At 41.7% G+C, this 16,300-nt stretch carries 24 protein-coding genes; 6 read left to right on the top strand and 18 right to left on the bottom strand.

Annotated features, from left to right (window positions below; all coding sequences use genetic code 11):
* Positions 1–3: 3 nt before the first annotated feature.
* The 15 genes from QUA25_RS14360 to QUA25_RS14290 all read right to left on the bottom strand — a co-directional run bounded on the left by QUA25_RS14360 (position 4) and on the right by QUA25_RS14290 (position 8,175).
* On the bottom strand, positions 4–1,845 hold the full coding sequence (locus QUA25_RS14360; RefSeq protein WP_333038873.1) for a hypothetical protein: 1,842 nt from the start codon (positions 1,843–1,845) through the stop codon (positions 4–6).
* 261 nt (positions 1,846–2,106) lie between these two features.
* Entirely contained in the window at positions 2,107–2,544 is a 438-nt protein-coding gene (locus QUA25_RS14355) for a hypothetical protein (RefSeq protein WP_333038871.1), read from the bottom strand.
* 225 nt (positions 2,545–2,769) lie between these two features.
* Complete coding sequence (locus QUA25_RS14350; RefSeq protein WP_333038868.1) at positions 2,770–3,633, bottom strand: hypothetical protein; 864 nt, start codon at positions 3,631–3,633, stop codon at positions 2,770–2,772.
* A gap of 11 nt (positions 3,634–3,644) precedes the next feature.
* Positions 3,645–3,941 carry a hypothetical protein gene (locus tag QUA25_RS14345; protein ID WP_333038865.1) on the bottom strand — a complete coding sequence of 99 codons (297 nt, stop codon included), beginning with the start codon at positions 3,939–3,941 and terminating at the stop codon, positions 3,645–3,647.
* On the bottom strand, positions 3,931–4,275 hold the full coding sequence (locus tag QUA25_RS14340; protein ID WP_333038862.1) for a hypothetical protein: 345 nt from the start codon (positions 4,273–4,275) through the stop codon (positions 3,931–3,933). Before QUA25_RS14340 ends, QUA25_RS14345 begins: the two co-directional genes overlap by 11 nt.
* Before the next feature lie 20 nt (positions 4,276–4,295).
* Positions 4,296–4,520, bottom strand: coding sequence for a hypothetical protein (locus QUA25_RS14335; RefSeq protein ID WP_333038860.1), 225 nt, complete (start codon positions 4,518–4,520; stop codon positions 4,296–4,298).
* Positions 4,513–4,860 (bottom strand): hypothetical protein, encoded by a 348-nt coding sequence (locus QUA25_RS14330; RefSeq protein ID WP_333038858.1) that lies wholly within the window; start codon positions 4,858–4,860, stop codon positions 4,513–4,515. The genes QUA25_RS14335 and QUA25_RS14330 overlap by 8 nt, the downstream gene beginning before the upstream one ends.
* Complete coding sequence (locus QUA25_RS14325) at positions 4,853–5,188, bottom strand: hypothetical protein (protein ID WP_333038857.1); 336 nt, start codon at positions 5,186–5,188, stop codon at positions 4,853–4,855. Before QUA25_RS14325 ends, QUA25_RS14330 begins: the two co-directional genes overlap by 8 nt.
* Positions 5,189–5,225: 37 nt before the next feature.
* Positions 5,226–5,672 carry a GIY-YIG nuclease family protein gene (locus QUA25_RS14320; protein ID WP_333038856.1) on the bottom strand — a complete coding sequence of 149 codons (447 nt, stop codon included), beginning with the start codon at positions 5,670–5,672 and terminating at the stop codon, positions 5,226–5,228.
* Positions 5,653–6,096 (bottom strand): hypothetical protein, encoded by a 444-nt coding sequence (locus QUA25_RS14315; protein WP_333038854.1) that lies wholly within the window; start codon positions 6,094–6,096, stop codon positions 5,653–5,655. The genes QUA25_RS14320 and QUA25_RS14315 overlap by 20 nt, the downstream gene beginning before the upstream one ends.
* Before the next feature lie 9 nt (positions 6,097–6,105).
* On the bottom strand, positions 6,106–6,318 hold the full coding sequence (locus QUA25_RS14310; RefSeq protein ID WP_333038852.1) for a hypothetical protein: 213 nt from the start codon (positions 6,316–6,318) through the stop codon (positions 6,106–6,108).
* Positions 6,319–6,471: 153 nt separating this feature from the next.
* The gene (locus QUA25_RS14305) at positions 6,472–6,801 is read right to left on the bottom strand and encodes a hypothetical protein (RefSeq protein WP_333038851.1); all 330 of its coding nucleotides are present in this window, start codon (positions 6,799–6,801) and stop codon (positions 6,472–6,474) included.
* 173 nt (positions 6,802–6,974) lie between these two features.
* Positions 6,975–7,541 carry a hypothetical protein gene (locus tag QUA25_RS14300; RefSeq protein WP_333038849.1) on the bottom strand — a complete coding sequence of 189 codons (567 nt, stop codon included), beginning with the start codon at positions 7,539–7,541 and terminating at the stop codon, positions 6,975–6,977.
* Complete coding sequence (locus QUA25_RS14295; RefSeq protein ID WP_333038847.1) at positions 7,525–7,878, bottom strand: hypothetical protein; 354 nt, start codon at positions 7,876–7,878, stop codon at positions 7,525–7,527. Before QUA25_RS14295 ends, QUA25_RS14300 begins: the two co-directional genes overlap by 17 nt.
* Before the next feature lie 66 nt (positions 7,879–7,944).
* A complete protein-coding gene (locus tag QUA25_RS14290; RefSeq protein ID WP_333038844.1) occupies positions 7,945–8,175 on the bottom strand; it encodes a hypothetical protein in 231 nt (76 codons plus the stop codon).
* Between the two features lie 168 nt (positions 8,176–8,343).
* On the opposite strand from QUA25_RS14290, the gene QUA25_RS14285 reads away from it, so the two are divergent.
* From QUA25_RS14285 to QUA25_RS14270, 4 genes are all read left to right on the top strand, one after another.
* A complete protein-coding gene (locus QUA25_RS14285) occupies positions 8,344–8,556 on the top strand; it encodes a hypothetical protein (protein ID WP_333038842.1) in 213 nt (70 codons plus the stop codon).
* 305 nt (positions 8,557–8,861) lie between these two features.
* Positions 8,862–9,836 (top strand): site-specific DNA-methyltransferase, encoded by a 975-nt coding sequence (locus QUA25_RS14280; RefSeq protein ID WP_333038840.1) that lies wholly within the window; start codon positions 8,862–8,864, stop codon positions 9,834–9,836.
* Positions 9,837–9,843: 7 nt separating this feature from the next.
* Positions 9,844–11,868 (top strand): helicase HerA domain-containing protein, encoded by a 2,025-nt coding sequence (locus QUA25_RS14275; protein WP_333038839.1) that lies wholly within the window; start codon positions 9,844–9,846, stop codon positions 11,866–11,868.
* A 27-nt stretch (positions 11,869–11,895) separates the two neighbouring features.
* Complete coding sequence (locus QUA25_RS14270; protein WP_333038837.1) at positions 11,896–13,248, top strand: hypothetical protein; 1,353 nt, start codon at positions 11,896–11,898, stop codon at positions 13,246–13,248.
* A 61-nt stretch (positions 13,249–13,309) separates the two neighbouring features.
* On the opposite strand, the gene QUA25_RS14265 is transcribed toward QUA25_RS14270, so the two are convergent.
* From QUA25_RS14265 to QUA25_RS14255, 3 genes are all read right to left on the bottom strand, one after another.
* The gene (locus tag QUA25_RS14265; protein WP_333038835.1) at positions 13,310–13,546 is read right to left on the bottom strand and encodes a hypothetical protein; all 237 of its coding nucleotides are present in this window, start codon (positions 13,544–13,546) and stop codon (positions 13,310–13,312) included.
* 243 nt (positions 13,547–13,789) lie between these two features.
* On the bottom strand, positions 13,790–13,951 hold the full coding sequence (locus tag QUA25_RS14260; RefSeq protein ID WP_246276752.1) for a hypothetical protein: 162 nt from the start codon (positions 13,949–13,951) through the stop codon (positions 13,790–13,792).
* Positions 13,952–13,958: 7 nt separating this feature from the next.
* The gene (locus QUA25_RS14255; RefSeq protein ID WP_333038832.1) at positions 13,959–14,957 is read right to left on the bottom strand and encodes a hypothetical protein; all 999 of its coding nucleotides are present in this window, start codon (positions 14,955–14,957) and stop codon (positions 13,959–13,961) included.
* 246 nt (positions 14,958–15,203) lie between these two features.
* Here QUA25_RS14255 and QUA25_RS14250 point away from each other — a divergent pair, with 246 nt between their 5' ends.
* Both QUA25_RS14250 and QUA25_RS14245 read left to right on the top strand, forming a co-directional pair.
* Positions 15,204–15,476: a helix-turn-helix transcriptional regulator gene (locus QUA25_RS14250; RefSeq protein ID WP_333038831.1), complete on the top strand. Its 273-nt coding sequence runs from the start codon at positions 15,204–15,206 to the stop codon at positions 15,474–15,476.
* Between the two features lie 317 nt (positions 15,477–15,793).
* On the top strand, positions 15,794–16,066 hold the full coding sequence (locus QUA25_RS14245; protein ID WP_333038829.1) for a helix-turn-helix transcriptional regulator: 273 nt from the start codon (positions 15,794–15,796) through the stop codon (positions 16,064–16,066).
* Positions 16,067–16,300 lie beyond the last annotated feature (234 nt).

Genomic DNA, 16,300 nt, shown 5'->3' with positions numbered 1-16,300 from the left:
GACTTACCTCTTTTCCAAGTAATCCTTGAATTTAGCAATCAGAGAGGGTGTGCCGTACTTCATTACTATGTACTGAAAACACTTTTTCCCTACATCTGAATAACTTCGAGGCTTCCTTCTTCCCTGGGTGAAACCCAAACCGATTTGTATGAGTTTGCTGGCACTTGTATATTTATCGGATAATTCCAAAATGCGCTCAAAAACTGCTGTTTCTGACTCGTTTGGCAGTAATCTTGCGAAATCTTCGGCATCCCAGATAACTGGATAATCCTCTCTGGGTAAGGCTTTTGGAGTTATCTCGCTTTTGATAAGGTTATCCAAAGGTGATAATTCTTCACTTGAGTTATTTGCTGAATTATCTGGTAAACTATCCGTGTTGGGGGTGGATTGCGATCGGTGTAAATCTATTTGTCGATCGAGTTCTTCAGTCGTTGATTCGGCTAACCAATAATCCCAAGATACCGACTGATTTAATGCCCGATTTAGTCTATCAATTTCCGATTCTGTGTCTAATTCTACTTCACTTTCTCGGCTTTGCAAGTCAAGTTTTTTATCAGATTTGTTTTGAATTTTTGAACTACTGATAACTTGACTCGCCGAGTGAGTATTTTCTAAATTAAATAATTCATAAACCCATTCAGGACGTATCCAGTAAGGAGCGATCGAAATAGCTAAATCTTTGATGCACTCTCCTTCTTCATCTTTGATGCCCGAAATAGTTCCTTTGAAAAGTGGCTGATATTTACTGTCAGATCGTAACTGTAGTTTGATGACTCCTGAATTGACAGATTTACTGAAACCATCGCCCCCCCCAAAGGCAGCGTTAGTATCATTATGAGCAATAAAGATAGGTGCTTCTTTACCTTTGCGAGGGTCGCCAACAACTTTTCTGGTTAGTTTGCTGGCAGGTTCCGCCGTACCTTCTTCAAAGCCATATTGTGTCATTTCATCAAAGATAGAGGTCAGCCAATCATCCTTCAAAGTTCGGACTTTGAATCGATCGTACATGGCGTTAAGTTGTTGACCAACTTCCTCAAAATTTTGATTTGCGCCATAGCCAGGAACTCCCAACTTAACCAAAGTTTTCCAGCATTCATCATAATTTTGGTGAAAGTGAGGGTCAGCGATTGAGATGATTTTGTGACCATACAAGTAATGCCGGCACAGTGCTAAAAAAGCTGCGAAGTAACTTTTAAAGCTACCCATATCTCCATAAATTAGGATGGGTTTGTGCATTAGTTGTGCGATCCATCCTCCCTCATGTTCCTCAATCAATTTGATTAACTTCGATCGGACAGCAGCTATATACTCCGCTCTCTTCTCTTCTTCGGTTTTCTCTCTTGCTACAGCACCCGGAACACTATCAACAACAGAATCAGAAATCAAATCTGTTTCTGTTTCTGAGTGAGAATCAAAATCTGTTTTTGTTTCTGATTCTGGGGGTTGTGAACTTTTGAGAAAATGCTCAAGGATGGTGGGGTGATCGTGAGCCATGACTCGGACATAATTCTGCTGAGTCTCGGCTTTGTAGACATTGACTGAGGCATCGGCGCGGATTTTTTCTTTGACTACTACCTCCTCAACTAGAACCTCGGTGAGGGCGGAGTTAACAGCAGCATCAAGCGCTCGCTGTTTTAGTCGCTGCTCAAATTCCCAGAGCTCTTGCTGTTCGAGTTGTTCCTTTTTTTTCTGGCTGTCGCGCCAGCCGAAATATCCGCAGCCGATCGCACCAAGAGAACTGGCTTGCCTGACTCCTACCCAGCGATCAAACGGAAGCGGCATCAATGCCAGTCCCAAACAGCAAAATGCTCCGAAAAATGACCCGACCGTTACCCTGTTACCCATGTCTGACTCCTATCCCCAAAATCCAAAATCCAAAGCCCAATGCCCAATGCCCAATGCCCAATGCCCAATGCCCAATGCCAAATGCCCAATGCCCAATGCCCGATGCCCGATGCCCGATGTCCGATGTCCGATGCCGAGCCAATGACTAATGACTGATGACTAATGACTGATGAGTGATGACTGATGAGTGACGAGTAAAAATCTCCCGGCAGGGGTGATGGCTAACTTAACGAAACAACCGTACCAGCCAGGAGAGAAGTGTTATTTACTACCCGCACCAATGATCCACATGGCGAAGACGACGAAAGCTGCGATCGCCAAACCATGCTGCCAGGTCAGGAGATAATACAAATCCCAGAAGGTCAAAACTCCTCCGATTCCCAGTGCTGCACCGCCCGTTCGCCAGAGTCCGAGATAAGAGCGATCGGCGGGGGACATGAAAAACAGACTGAGAGAGCTGAGAACAATTGCCACAATTCCTAGAAAAAGATGCGCTTTCGAGAGCCGAAATAAATTTGCAATGCCGATGCCGATCGAGAAATTCACTACCAAAAATAGCCAGTTGTTGACATTTTTGAGGTGTTTCAGTTGCGCTGACGGCTTAAAAACGAGTGCTTCTGTCTCTGGTGGCAGTTGCTGTTGCTGTTGTTGTTGCTGTGGAGGAAGTCTTTTCGGCAACGGTGAAGTTTGGAAGAACATGATTAGTACATTTGTTAGATGGTTGACCGTACATTAAGCAACAATTAGGGCAAATTTCGATATTCTCTATTGCCGAAGTTTCAGCAACTACTAAATGTCCGTAACTGTTGGGTAGTTTTATGCCCGGTTCATGATTATCTGTTGTTACCCAACCTGTGTTTGTTTTAGCGTCTGCTGTGGTATCGATCGAACTAACCACTTTGAAAACTTGATGCTTTGAAATAATCAACTTTCACCTCTCATGAAACTACTAAATCTTGAGAAACCACGATTTATCTGCGAAGCAACACCCTTAGCTTTGCCTGCTATGTCGCCTGACCAATTTACGGCGACATTGATTGAATCCTTTGCTTTGACTGCTGTGGATGTTCTCGATCGACTATTAGCTACACCTGACGCTGAAATAAATTGAGGTTGAGAGTAGCTAGACTGACTAATTTGGACTTGAGAAGAGGTCGAACCGCCGAGAGCTGGATGGCTCAAGCCATGAGTACCAAATTTCAAACCGTATGCAGCTTGCTTATAGATATTGGTTCCATCTTCTTTCCATTTTTCTAACTCAGCAGCAAACTCTGGATTTCCTTGCATTCTTTGAGTTGCTGCATCAACTTCCAGAACTTTCTTAGCTAGAGCAGCAATTACTGTGTTGTCCCAAAAAATCTTGTCTTGTTCAACTTCCCCTGTGAATTGTTCTTGCTTTTTGGTAAGTCGATAATCTTGAACTTCTACGGTTGCACCGTATTTGGCACGGGCTACAGCAACATCTATCTGAGCTTTCTTAATCTTTTCAGCGCCTGTATAGCCAGCTTCCATCAACCAGGCTTGAAACTCACGGAAACAAATTTGTGCGTCAATGAGTAGCTTAAATTTCTCTTTGATTTCGTTGATGTGGTCAAGAAACCATTTTGCTTGAATTGCCCGATCGCCGATCGCAGCCCAACCTTGGGGAGTTAACTGATTCAAGTTAGCGGTTGAGATGTCGAATAGATCCTCCAACATCTGTTCACCCTCTTCATCAAGAGCGCCACCGACTAGGGTGGAGAGAAGGTAAGTCAATACATCTTGTTCTGGGTCAAGTAGTTGTTGCATTGTTTTTCCTCTTAATCTAATTGTGTTGGATCATTAGGCTCTAAATTGTCGATCCAGTTTACTGCCGTAGACAAAGCTGTTTTTCTGCTGTAAGAAACTCCTTCTTTCAGTCGATCGTAAATACACCAACTCATTTCCTTTTTTGATTCACTCCATTTCAGTTTGATTACCCAGCCTAAATAGTCATACTCCTCATCAGAATTAGAGTCAGACTCTACAACACCTCTAGTTTGGAGATTAAGCAAGAGTTTGATAGCTAGTTGGCTAACGGTGCGCTCTGGCAATAAATTCAACAATTTATCTAACATTATTGCTTACCTCATCAGATTCTTCATCGTCATAGTTCATAAAATCGTTAATCCACTTTTTAGCTGCCAGCAGGGAGGAAGCGGAGTCATAGGTCATGCCTTGATTGAGAAACCGATACATACCGTCATAGACATACCAGTTCCACTGTTCGCTCCAGCGTTCATCTCCGTCAATATGAAAGCAGCGCAGCCGGATAATCAATCCATAATGGTCATATTCGTCAGAGATTGGTGGATCTATCACCCATTCTGTGATTGCACCTTTCAGTTTTAGGTAAATCAACAGTTGTTTTGTGAACGCTAGGACGATCGAATCAGGTAACAGATTCAGCATTGGTTTAAGATTTTTACGCATTATTCGGGTAAACCATCCGGTGTTAGGTAAGCTGTAATTTTCACCATTTCTCCCGGTTCAGGTTTGGGAAGTTTGCGCTCAACTGCTTTCATTGCCTGAATCACACAAATTTCCGCATCACCGTAAAATGTAAAAATTTGGGTTGGGCGACGGCTGCTGAAAACGTAAATGTTGCGAGAATATTGATTTGTTGCTGGAGTTGTGCCGAATAGCCAATTAAACATCTATTTCTTCCTCAGCTAAAGTATCAACATCATCGGCTAAAAACGCATTAGCCCATTTTAGAGCTAGAGCGATCGCATCATTTTCAGTAGTAGCTGTTCCATTTCTAAGGATTTCAGCACCTCGACCATCGCAAACAAACCAATACCAGTACCAGTAATTCAATTTTGCACAGGCAACGATTTTGATTTCTAAGTTCATATAACAGAAAGTTTCTGCTACATCGGATTGATCCGGCTGCCAATTCCGTAGTTCATCTTTTTCGTGTAAGATTTCTACGATCGAACTACCAATGTTTTGAAGAATGTTGATTGGAACAAGATTCAAGATTTTCTTAAGCATTTTGATCACCTGGAACCATTACAAAAGGTACTTTGCCCTGAAGAAATTCGACTGTCCAAGCTTGAGCTAGAGCAACAGCATCATCTCTCGTATCTCCGATCCCAGTGTGTAGAATTACTTGCCCAAAACCGTCATAGATTATCCAATCCCAACATTCGATATCTTCTTTCAGGAATTCTGAATATGCAGAGAAAAACTTGATTTTAATTTGCAACCCTGCATAGAAATAGCAACCTGGCAGTAGATGTCGAGCATCCTGATTACAATTTTGAAAGATTTTATTACTAAGTTTTCGGGAAACCTGAGTAACTTTTTCCTGAGAAGCCAACAGATTTGGGAATAGTTGCAGGAATTTGTTGAGCATATTATCTAAAAACCAGAGAGGAAAAGAGCATTAAAATTAAAATAGTCAGAGCTAAGTAAGCGAAATTGACCAGCCAACAGAGAAGAAATAGCGTGACTTGCATCAGTAAAACTCTGTAAGGAGGTGCTTCAAACCATTCTGTCCTACCGTCTAAGCCGTATTCTCGGTGAACATTCCAGCGCTTAAACATTTTGTGCATCGTTTTTTCTGTCAGTCTCATGTTCATCGTGAACACGATCGCCCTAATTTGTAAATTGGCTCCATATTCTCGTGACAGGAAATATCGGCGTGTTTTGGGTGTTTCACTCAAACCAACTTTAGACAGATAACCGTCTTGGAAAATGTAATTAAACCCAGGGACATAATCACTCTTTCTTTGAGGTTTAGGTTGTTTAGGTTGCCGTTGGTGTTTCAGAATGAGAGTTGATTTAGCGTTTTTGCGTGGCATTCATTTCTTTCCTTAATTCTGCGATCGAATGTTCCAAAAGCGCGATTCGTTGACCATTTAATGCTTTCTGTCTTACGTCCACATTCCGTAGTGTTTGACTGGCGTTAAACCGTGTATTAAAATCACTGGATGTTAATTCTCCTTCAAACTTGGCGATCGTAACTTTATTCTGTTGGATTTCCGCTTCGATTTCATCAAGCGACATATTGATCGGTCTTTTGACCTTAGACATCAAAACCACTTGTCGTTCTGCCAGTTTTTCATTGCGCTTTGATAGCTGCAAAAGTTCTTGAGTTAACTTCAAAGAAACCTTTGTATCAGTGACCCGTTCGATTTGAGCTTTCAGATTGTTTTTGAGCAATTCGTTGGCATCGCGCTCAGCTTGAAGCTCTTCATAGCTCATGCTTGTCAATCGTTTTACCATCCTTACCTCCTAATAATCTTTGCTGTGGTTTACCAGTTTTGCGATCGTATTACTTTCGTTATCAGATGAGAGTCTGACCCAACCTTCATCAGCCATGTCTTGAACATCAATTTCTACGCGCCATTCTTCGATTAGAGTACAGAAAGCAATTTCGGCTGTACTACCTTTCCCAAACTGTTTCAAGAAATCGAGAATGGCTTGTATTTCAGGCGTTATTTCCACCCTTTGTCATCCTTCAATTTTTTGTATCGGAATTGAATGTTTTTAACTTTGTTGAGTTGCCGAACATTTCGCGACACATTGACGATATTGAGTAGAAGAATCAAGCAACTGATTAGAATTACGCTAGTCAGGAGTAGTAACTCAATTTCGCTATTATTTCCAACAATCATCAAGTGCCAACTGATCTTCAACAGTGGGGAAAGTGCATTCATAATCTTGTTGTTCAGTCTCGAAACGGTAACAAACTCCAGGATAAGGGCAATGCCTACCTCCGACGCAGTTAGGAGGTATTTCTCGTTCTTTTGGTTTGCAGAGTTGCAGGTTGTCGTCTACTGGTTCCAGAAGCCGAGTTCGATCGCCTAAGTCTGACAAATCCACGTCAATTACTCGGCACAGTTCCAAACATTTTTTATCAGCACTGTAGACGTAAACTTTCTGGTTTGGGTCCCAATCATAAACCTTATTAGAGGTTATAGGAATCATTGTGTTTTCCTTTTTATCTTTGTTAGAACAATCGCATTTTGATGAATCTGAGGAGAGCAAACTCGCATAAATAACCAAAGCCATAAGAAACTTTTCTCGGTTAGCTGAGCGAGCTTGCTCTTCTAGAATTAGCCGATCGCTAAAAGCTGTAGCTAATTCTATGCAGGATTCAATTAACCCCAAGCACCAGTGATCTGTTTCGGTGTATTTTTTTTTCCTGGCAAGCTACCGTTACGAAGATCGAGGGGAGCATTTTCGACTGAGCTAACTATTTCTCGGAAATTGGCACGAGTATTTGTCGATCGAGCTTTAAGCTGATCGATTACATTGTCTCCCAGGGAGATGTAGAAGGCATCAACAACCGAAGCAGCAGCAGCAGCACCCACATCAGTCATCGCCAGGGCTGCTTCAGATGTTGCCCCTCGAACTGCCATCACTAGCTGACTGGTTTCTTCCTGCCCGTCTCGGTTTTGAGAATGGTCAATTTCACTATCGTTGATATCATCGCAGTGCTCAGCATATCCGGTGCGCTTGGAAGCAATTTCTAGCAATGCGTCAGTCGGACTCTTCATTTCTTCACGAATCAAACGGTAATATTCCCGTACTTCGTCGATATCCACGCCCTCAACCTGAGCATTTTGCCATTTACGATGACCGAGCGCTTTGCGGACGGTGGTAATGTCGGACACTTTACCTAGTCCGAGTTCAAACTTTAGCTCAACTCTAGATAGTGTAGTCATTGATGTTAAGTCCTACGTTTTGTAAGTATTTGCGTGTTTTTTCGATATCTCGATCGCAGGCAACGAAAATTTCTTCAACCTGAACCAGACAGCGTTTCTGAAAATCTGAAAATTTACGGGAATGAAGAACTCGATCGCACTCTGGGCATTCTTCTTCTAGCAATGTCAGTCGGCGTTTAAAAGTTGCTTCCGACATTGGTACTGGTTTGCGTCTATTTTTACGGCCGACGCTCCCCAGGATTTGCTTTATTTGCGATCGAGTCCAGTAATTAGCTCTACCCGCTTCGTCTTGATACTGGACTGTGTAAGGTTTTCGACACTTTTTCTCGTATCTCATGAGCTACTTTTAGTACCCTTTTTTTGAGCCCTTCAAGTAGCTCACGATAGAGTAAAAAAAATGAGTCTAGCGCTTACCATCACCACGTTCTGGGGTTTCTCCACCTACAGTTTCTGCCACTGATTGGTTTTGTTGTCCCTTCGGGTAAGCTTTTGTTGCGTCCCAGTAGCCATAATCCCGAGCGGAGGCAAATACTTTGTTTGCTGCTTCGTCCGCTGTTTTTCCGAATCCTCTCACGATCGCTTTTTGGTTGAATTTCCGTTCAACTACGATCGGATATTCCGTCTGTAGTAACATATTTCTGTCTCCTAGTGCCGTCTGCCGGCATTGGTTGAAAGTCCAGAAAAGTGGTACCAACACTTTTCTGGGCGTTTAAACAAACTGTAACATCCAATGGATGTTGCGTCAAGAAAAAACTTGAATATTTAGCTAAGATTTGTTTCGCTCATCGAATATGCTAGATTTATGAGCGAGGAAAACAGTAAAAAAGGAAAAAGTAGGGATACTCGCGATCGGCTCACATTTGATGTGGGTGGGTTACGCGAGCGACTTAGAGCTCAGGCGATCGAACCGGGTCAATCGCTGGCTTCGATCGTTCGCATGGGACTGCTGGAATGGTTAAGGATTCGCGAAGAAAATCAACAAAATCAAGAATCTAAATCTAAAAAAAGCGATTAAATTGATATATCAGTTATTGAAAATGCTTAAATCCTATATCCCGTATATGTTTGAGCGATGCAAATTAAACCTTGACATCGTAGGGGTCACTGGTTCGAGTCCAGTTGTGTCCATCTTATTAAACCCGCTCTGTGTAGCGGGTTTTGTTGTTTTGCGCGTAACAAATTATTTGTCACTGATAAAGTTTTATAATTACATAAATTGTTTTATGATCGGCTTCTGTAGAATAAATTTGATGCAGAATACTTTGTAAACCCTGAAAAGCCTTTTGATACAGTCAGTAACATAAGTAAGGAAATAATTTGGTGTCCCCAGCTCAAGAAACTAACTCTGGTCGCTATTACGTTGGCAAAAGTGAACATATACTTAAGACTCCCTCTTGTCAACAGCTAAACGGTCAAGTCAATCTAATTATGACATCTCCCCCTTTTCCTCTTAATAGTAAAAAAAGCTATGGCAATATGTTAGGAGATGACTATCTTAAGTGGTTTACGGAGTTAGCACCAATCTTTGCTGAAATGCTGACAAACGATGGCTCTATTGTTATTGAACTTGGTAACAGTTGGGAACCAGGCCGTCCTGTTCAATCTTTACTACCTTTACAATCTCTATTGAATTTTGTTTCTCATCCCGAATGTCAACTTCGTTTAATACAAGAGTTCGTCTGCTATAATCCATCCAGGCTTCCCTCCCCAGCTCACTGGGTTACAGTTAAGCGAATTAGAACTGTAGATAGTTATACTCGCCTTTGGTGGATTGCTAAAAGTGATTTCCCAAAAGCAAACAACTCTAAAGTTTTGCGTCCTTATAGTGAACGTATGAAATATCTCCTTTCCACAGGACGCTATAATTCCGGAACAAGACCTTCTCAACATAAAATTGGTGAAACAAGTTTTCTAAGAGATTGCGGAGGCTCTATTGCTCATAACTTATTTGAACTAGAAAATATGGATGATAACAGACAAGTTCGCTTGCCTAACTTACCCAATGGTTTTTCTTTTTCCAATAGCAACTCTAATGACTTCTTTTCACAAAGTTGTAAAAAAAAAGGAATTACTCCTCATCCTGCTAGGATGCCAATGGGTCTAGCGGCTTTTTTTATTGAATTTCTAACAGACCCGGGAGATTTAGTCCTAGATCCTTTTGCAGGAAGTAATACTACTGGATATGCCGCAGCTAGACTAGATCGTAAATGGATAGCCATAGATGCTGAGGAAAAATATGTAGAACAGTCTAGAATTCGCTTTCAAGATCCTGCCCTTACCAACCAACATCAGTAATAACATCATGAGCATTAGCCAACAACTCACACAGACTAAAATTTTTAAGAGCAAGTCTAATGGAGATTGGGATACGGGCTTTTTTGTTGGTCGTCCCTTCCGACTTAGCTATAATAAAGCAGAAATTTTAGTAGCCGATGCTTGGAAGCAGAGAGCTAAAGGCATTCCTCAAGGTTGCTTCCTTCTTGCTTACTATGACAACGAACTTGACGACAAGAATAACGCCGAAGCAATTCTTCTTCGTGTTATTCAACCAAGTAAGCTGCCCACCGACCAAAACGTTATTAGTAGTATGGTGGAATATTACAAGGATGATATTAAAACAGGAGAGAATAAACACTCCCAGCTAGATACTTTTACTCGTTACGAATTTTCTTTCAGTGGGTTAGAATGTTCAGTGCTAGGATCTTTCTACGTTGATAAAGACCGAATAACTCGCTTCGGTGCTGACTTAGAAAACTTCTATAGCGCCCATAATTACTCAGTAATTAAACCATCATCTGATATTTTAAAGGCGATTGTTAACTATCGAGAAAATGGAACTCCTGGAGGCTCTGGAGATATCAAGATTGGAAAAGTTCGCTACAGTTCCAGCCGTCGCTTCCAGCAAACTGAACAGGAAGTTCCTGTGTATGTCCAAGCCCCAGATTTTGCCGGAAAACGCACAGCTCTCTTTGGTATGACTCGAACAGGTAAATCCAACACGGTTAAGAAGATTATTCAGGCTTGTGTTGACATGAGCAACAACGCACCACTGAAGCTAGACGAAAGAAAAGAAACTCCAGAGGAAGTTCTTAATAACCTTACAGAGGATAATAATCCTAAGTATCCGATTGGGCAGATTATATTTGACATTAACGGTGAATATGCCAACCCAAATTTACAGGATCAGGGAACTGCAATTTTTGATTTATATCAAAGCCAGACAGTTCGATACTCGACTGTACCAAAACCCGACTTTTTGGAAATGAAAGTAAATTTTTATCGGGAAATTGAAAATGGTTTTGGACTAATTAGAAGCTATCCTAGTGTTGCAAATAATAGCAGCAACTATATAAGAAGTTTTACATCCATAGATTTTACTCGACCCGAAGATTATGCTACTAATAGATCTGCTAAAGCACGGTACGATCGCCGAGTCGCAGTTTATCTGTGTTGCCTATATCGAGCCAATTTTAAAGCTCCATCTAATTTCCCTCTAGTCTGTTTTACGGCCAATCAGGATGTTCGTAATATTGTACAAGAAAATGTCGATCCCAATTCAGGGTTGAATTTGGAACAAGCTGCAAACTGGTGGGAAATGTTTTGGGATGTTTATGACGAAGATCCTGATGAAGTTTTCTCTAATTATAGACGACAAAAAGGGTACGAATGGGCCGACGAGGATTTAAAAGCTTTGCTAGTGATGCTCACTCGTAAAAGTAGATCGGGTGGAAATGCTAACGTTTCTGGGTTTCGTATACTTAATCCGATTCGCGAGCAACATACCAGTACCGTTCAACAACCGTTTGACCAGGATATTTTAAGTAATTTACGACAAGGAAAGATAGTCATTGTTGACCTTTCCCTCGGAAATCCTGAGATACAAGTAATGTTTAGCGAAAAAATTTGTCTATGTATTTTTGCTGATGCGATTAATCGTTTTACCAGCACTCATCCAAATAATTTCATCCAGTTTTACTTTGAAGAGGCTCACAATCTATTCCCTAAGAAAGACGATAAAGATTTATCCCAAATCTATAACAGGCTGGCAAAAGAAGGAGCAAAACTGAACCTCGGTTTAGTTTATGCTACTCAAGAAGTTAGCTCGATTAGTAGCAACATCCTTAAAGCGACTCAAAACTGGTTTATTTCTCATTTGAACAACGAGGATGAGATTAAAGAGCTAAGAAAGTATTATGACTTCAGTGACTTCACTGAAAGCCTAATTCGCTTCAGCCAAGACACCGACAAAGGTTTTGTTCGGATGAAAACCTACAGCAACCCCTTTGTTATTCCAGTCCAGATAGATCGCTTTCCCCCTGAAAATTAGCTTACTTTACGAGACTTTTTCAAAAATATGGGATATACCAGTAAAAACAATCGGCGACCTTTTGAGGGTGCGAGTAAGGCTTCGCATCATCACATTATTAACGACCCTGAAGTTCAAAGCACAATGGAGCGTATTTATAAGCCTCCCAAAGATGCTGGTATTTCATTAATAGATATGACTGTAGATTTTGCTCCTCCTCAAAATAACCCTGTAGAAGCGGTTATTGCTGTGGATGGCGGTTATACGGAGGTTATTCTGGATAAGGGGTTTCCTTCACAAACAATGCACTTTCTACAGTTTGGCGCGCTCTATTTTGAGATGGAGGATCTTGCCAAAATTGATGCAGCAGCTTTTATTGCTCCAGAAGATATGGCAAAGCTCAGAAAGATTGAACGATTAAAACTAGCTCTGCCAACCAAGAATCTTTGCTTTAAGGATAAAAATACTCTCAAAGCCACTGTTCTTACAGCGATATTCGAGTTTTTCAGTAATAATAATTTAGGAGAAAAACATAGCTTAGTAGATACTCTGGCGTGGTTTATATTCCGTCGCTATAAACAAGGAAATAAAACCGAAAAGGATAAGCGCTGGAATTTAGCAACTAACCCCTTAAGTCCAGTCGGGAATCAAGTTGTTTTGTCAGAGAGAGATATGGCCAATTATATGTTTAAATGTCCAGAAACCGGAGAAAAAATTCATTTAACTGATATTTTTAGGCTCCATGAAGTTATTGACGAGGAAACCGGAGCGGCGGGAATTTTGGGTTATTTACTGAATGTTATCGAACATATAATTATCATTCATATAATCCGTCAGTTGCTACGTAGTCAACCAGAAATTCTCAAAAAAGTTCTTTTTATCAAAGATGGATCAACTGGATTTTTTGGGCAAACAGCTTTACTACATGACCCAATGAATGATTTGGTTAATTGGCTTCTAGATAAGCATAATATTCTATTAGCTGGTTTAGAGAAAAGTGGTGCTTTTGTGGATCATGCCCACGCAATCCAAGAGAAGCTAAAGCCGGGGCAGGCAGTCATTCTTAATGACGATTACATTTACCGATACATCTTACCAGGTACAGGAGATCCTAACAATCCCTATGCTTATACGAGCAACTATGGGCACAAGATTATTTTTAAGACGAGAGGAGGGCAGATGCACGTTGTTTCTATGCCTGTTCGTAAACTTAAGAAAACTCCCAACCCTACTGATTTACCTAACTTACAGGTAATACTAGACAACGTAGAAGCTTTACGCTGTGATATGTATGATTCTGCTCTTTTTCCCGTGGCACTTGTTAATAAGTTGGTTAGCTTGTCCGCTCATCCTAGCCAGGGTATTCTTCAAAAATTTGCTAGTCAGAATGTTCAGGGATAAAAATTTAATAATTGTCATACGCTCTAAATTCGGAAATCTCAAGATTTTACGGTAATCCAGCCTACCACTCATAACCGTGTTCTTTTCCCGATTCTATCCACGCTTGAGTCATCAGCTTCATTCGACCGCGCTGTTCAGGTTTTACTGGATTATCACCAGTAATTGCCCTCAACGCCCAAAACCAATGATCGGGTTTTTGTTCGAGATCGCGCAAAATCAACGGGACAACAGCCGGGCCCATACCAATAATTCTCTGATAAGCTGCGTGCATTGACTTCTGTGCAACCAATGACAGCATCCTGGTTTCTGCACGCCATTCTTCGGCGAGGTTATTAAATTCCGCTTCTAGTTCGAGCTTGCTTTTACTGGGGTATTTATAAGCGGTAATAACAAATTATCTCCCTAAAACGCGGGAACCTTAAATTTTGCCCCACAGTTGGGAAATTCCGATCGCAATCGCAACTAATATCGATCGCCCCCAGCGCACCAGTCCGCCAGTCCATCTCAGGACACGGCACCGCGCCGTGTCCTGGGCCGTAACTTATCGGCGACAGCCTTCGGCGATCGCCCTTAACACCGCTAGCCGCACTTCTGGATGAGATTTCTCAAGCCCGTTAGCCCGAAAAATCCAGTGTCCGCCACCCGCGTGCTCGATCGCAATCTTTTGTCCGTCAGGCAAAACTATTTGCCACCAATTCAACACAGTGGCTTTAATAAGGTGGCACTGAATTTCGTTCAGTTGAGCCTCCATTAATTTCAGTTGACGCATGATTGGATTTTGGGCAGATGACTTCATGATTTTTCTCATTAAATGAATTCGACTGTTTCTCGGCTTTGATTTCACTTTGCCGATTTTTGAACTTAACTTCACCTTCCGAAGTTTTCGCCTTAACTTCCCTTTCCGAAGTTTTCGCCTTAACTTCCCTTTTACCACCTTTAGGCTCAATTTTGACTCCAAAACCTTTAGACTTAACTTTTCCTGGGGCAGAAGTTGCAGTCTGTTCCGTTGCCGGCTTCTTAAACTCCGCGTCTAATTGGTCTAAAATCTCCTCTTGTTCGGGAGTATGTTCCGCTGGCTGGTCTAAATTGCTGGGATTGTATTCGCCAACCAACCTTGCCAAAAATTCCGAAATTGACAGTCCGGCTGCGGCTGCTTTTTTGGTTAAAATGGCGTAGGTGTCGGTTTTAATGCGAATTTGTTTTAGCCGGAGGTTGGGATTGTTGTCAACTGTTTCGGCAATAGTTACTGCGGTAATCCTTTCTTTTGGTATAACATCGACAACTTCTTGCCACTTTTCCTGTAAACGACAGTCGCCATATTGGTCGGTAATTGCGTGTTTGAACAAAGGAACAACTTGAGCAACGCAGCTAGGCAAAATCTCAAATCCGGCTTTAATTAAGCGCAGGCAAATGCCAGCAGCTTTGATAATTTGCGTGCAGTAAAAATACTGCCGACCTAATGCTTGTTCGCAGTAACTTTTAAAAGTTTTGAACTTGTCTTTGTACAATCGCAGTTTTCGGATCGCGTCCAGCATGATTCCTTGACGCACGTAGTCTAGGAATCCCCTTTTAATTTCGCCAGTCAGGTAGTCTAAATCGTGAAAGGGAGATTGATTCTGGATTTCTTCTTCAAAGTCTAGCAGCGGGCCTGCAAAGTGAAAGTTGGAGGCGACATCGCCTAGGTAGAAGTTGTCAATTGATGTGGACATGATCTGGAATGGTTCGAGAAAGGGCACGATAGCACGGAAGTTGTGCGATCGCAAAGGAGAAGTTTTGGTCTGGATCTTTGATACAATTTTGAGTTGGGCTGTCCTGTGAGGTCGATCGACCTCTTACATCGCATCACCTCAAGGCGGTTATTCAAAACTGCTGGTTTTGGCTGTTCGGCCTGACCGACCAGCTTTTGTTCTGTCACTTGTGTCTCATTATGAGATGTCGATTTAAATTTGTCAAGTATGACATCTCAATTTGAGATTTATGTTACAATGTCATCAAGAAAAGAACGAAGACAGGAGGGCAATTCACCATTGGAAGCCCTAAGAATCAACAAAACAGACTTATCACAAGATGAGTTTGCTTTTAGATGCGGGATTCCCCGGGCCACGTATCATAGATGGATATCTGGAGCCACAGAACCAAAATTTTCTCTCTTTCAGTTGAAAGCTATTTGCCGAGAACTAAAAATAGAAAAAATCGATGAACTTCCAGAGAGCTTTGGGCCGAATTAGCAATTAAATTAAACCAACAGTTAAAAAATTATTACTGCTGATACAATTTTGAGTCAGGCTGTCTTGTGAGGTCGATCGACCTTTTACATGGCATCACCTCCTCGGCGTTGAGAAAAAAGGGGCTTGAGGTATGCGCCCAACCCCCGAAAATACGCTTGGGTATGCAAGCACAATTGATAGACACGAAAAATGAGGCGGTTCTTCAAACCTGCATTTTGACCAAAGGAGGCTCGCCCAACCGCTTTGCTATGTCCTTATTCGTAGTTTAGTCAGACTTATTGTTTTTGTCAAGGGTAAACTACGAAATATTCTGCACCATGAATCAAGAAGTACGGGATTTATACGAAATGAGCCTTGCAGAAATTAGAGAATACAGGGGCTTGAGTCGCCGAGAGCTTAGCCAGCAACTGACGGGGAAAGTCTCTGAAGATACTTTGTATTCAATAGAAAAAAGAAAACAAAAACCCAGAGTTGATACTGCAATAGCCATCTGTACAGCCCTAAATATTAGCTTGAAACAGTTCTGTCACTCGATCGGGCTAGATGTTTCAGGACTTGTTGATGATTACGTTCCGCCGAGGAACAGCTAACAAACAGAGCTAAATCATGGTCTTGATATTTGATAGAATTTTAAACTGGGCTGTGAGGTCGATCGACCTTTTACATGGCACCACCTTTTCGGTATTGAGAAAAAAGGGCTTGAGTCATGCACCCAAGCCCGGAAAATACTAAGGCTATGCAGGCATAATGGGTAGAAACTACAAATAAGGCAGCTCGCTAAACCAAAGCGTTTCCACCGTCCGGCTAAAGGAGCCGCCTTTGTG

This window comes from Microcoleus sp. Pol17C6, assembly GCF_036701145.1.
Taxonomy (GTDB): Bacteria; Cyanobacteriota; Cyanobacteriia; order Cyanobacteriales; family Microcoleaceae; genus Microcoleus.
Note: the sequence above shows the minus strand (reverse complement) of the source record. Positions and strands in the feature narration are given on the sequence as shown.

Coding starts and splice junctions, on each gene's coding strand:
- QUA25_RS14360 (WP_333038873.1), bottom strand. CDS start 1,845: ATGGGTAACAGGGTAACGGTCGGGTCATTTTTCGGAGCATTTTGCTGT.
- QUA25_RS14355 (WP_333038871.1), bottom strand. CDS start 2,544: ATGTTCTTCCAAACTTCACCGTTGCCGAAAAGACTTCCTCCACAGCAA.
- QUA25_RS14350 (WP_333038868.1), bottom strand. CDS start 3,633: ATGCAACAACTACTTGACCCAGAACAAGATGTATTGACTTACCTTCTC.
- QUA25_RS14345 (WP_333038865.1), bottom strand. CDS start 3,941: ATGTTAGATAAATTGTTGAATTTATTGCCAGAGCGCACCGTTAGCCAA.
- QUA25_RS14340 (WP_333038862.1), bottom strand. CDS start 4,275: ATGCTGAATCTGTTACCTGATTCGATCGTCCTAGCGTTCACAAAACAA.
- QUA25_RS14335 (WP_333038860.1), bottom strand. CDS start 4,520: ATGTTTAATTGGCTATTCGGCACAACTCCAGCAACAAATCAATATTCT.
- QUA25_RS14330 (WP_333038858.1), bottom strand. CDS start 4,860: ATGCTTAAGAAAATCTTGAATCTTGTTCCAATCAACATTCTTCAAAAC.
- QUA25_RS14320 (WP_333038856.1), bottom strand. CDS start 5,672: ATGCCACGCAAAAACGCTAAATCAACTCTCATTCTGAAACACCAACGG.
- QUA25_RS14315 (WP_333038854.1), bottom strand. CDS start 6,096: ATGGTAAAACGATTGACAAGCATGAGCTATGAAGAGCTTCAAGCTGAG.
- QUA25_RS14305 (WP_333038851.1), bottom strand. CDS start 6,801: ATGATTCCTATAACCTCTAATAAGGTTTATGATTGGGACCCAAACCAG.
- QUA25_RS14300 (WP_333038849.1), bottom strand. CDS start 7,541: ATGACTACACTATCTAGAGTTGAGCTAAAGTTTGAACTCGGACTAGGT.
- QUA25_RS14295 (WP_333038847.1), bottom strand. CDS start 7,878: ATGAGATACGAGAAAAAGTGTCGAAAACCTTACACAGTCCAGTATCAA.
- QUA25_RS14290 (WP_333038844.1), bottom strand. CDS start 8,175: ATGTTACTACAGACGGAATATCCGATCGTAGTTGAACGGAAATTCAAC.
- QUA25_RS14285 (WP_333038842.1), top strand. CDS start 8,344: ATGAGCGAGGAAAACAGTAAAAAAGGAAAAAGTAGGGATACTCGCGAT.
- QUA25_RS14275 (WP_333038839.1), top strand. CDS start 9,844: ATGAGCATTAGCCAACAACTCACACAGACTAAAATTTTTAAGAGCAAG.
- QUA25_RS14270 (WP_333038837.1), top strand. CDS start 11,896: ATGGGATATACCAGTAAAAACAATCGGCGACCTTTTGAGGGTGCGAGT.
- QUA25_RS14265 (WP_333038835.1), bottom strand. CDS start 13,546: ATGCTGTCATTGGTTGCACAGAAGTCAATGCACGCAGCTTATCAGAGA.
- QUA25_RS14255 (WP_333038832.1), bottom strand. CDS start 14,957: ATGTCCACATCAATTGACAACTTCTACCTAGGCGATGTCGCCTCCAAC.
- QUA25_RS14250 (WP_333038831.1), top strand. CDS start 15,204: ATGACATCTCAATTTGAGATTTATGTTACAATGTCATCAAGAAAAGAA.
- QUA25_RS14245 (WP_333038829.1), top strand. CDS start 15,794: ATGAATCAAGAAGTACGGGATTTATACGAAATGAGCCTTGCAGAAATT.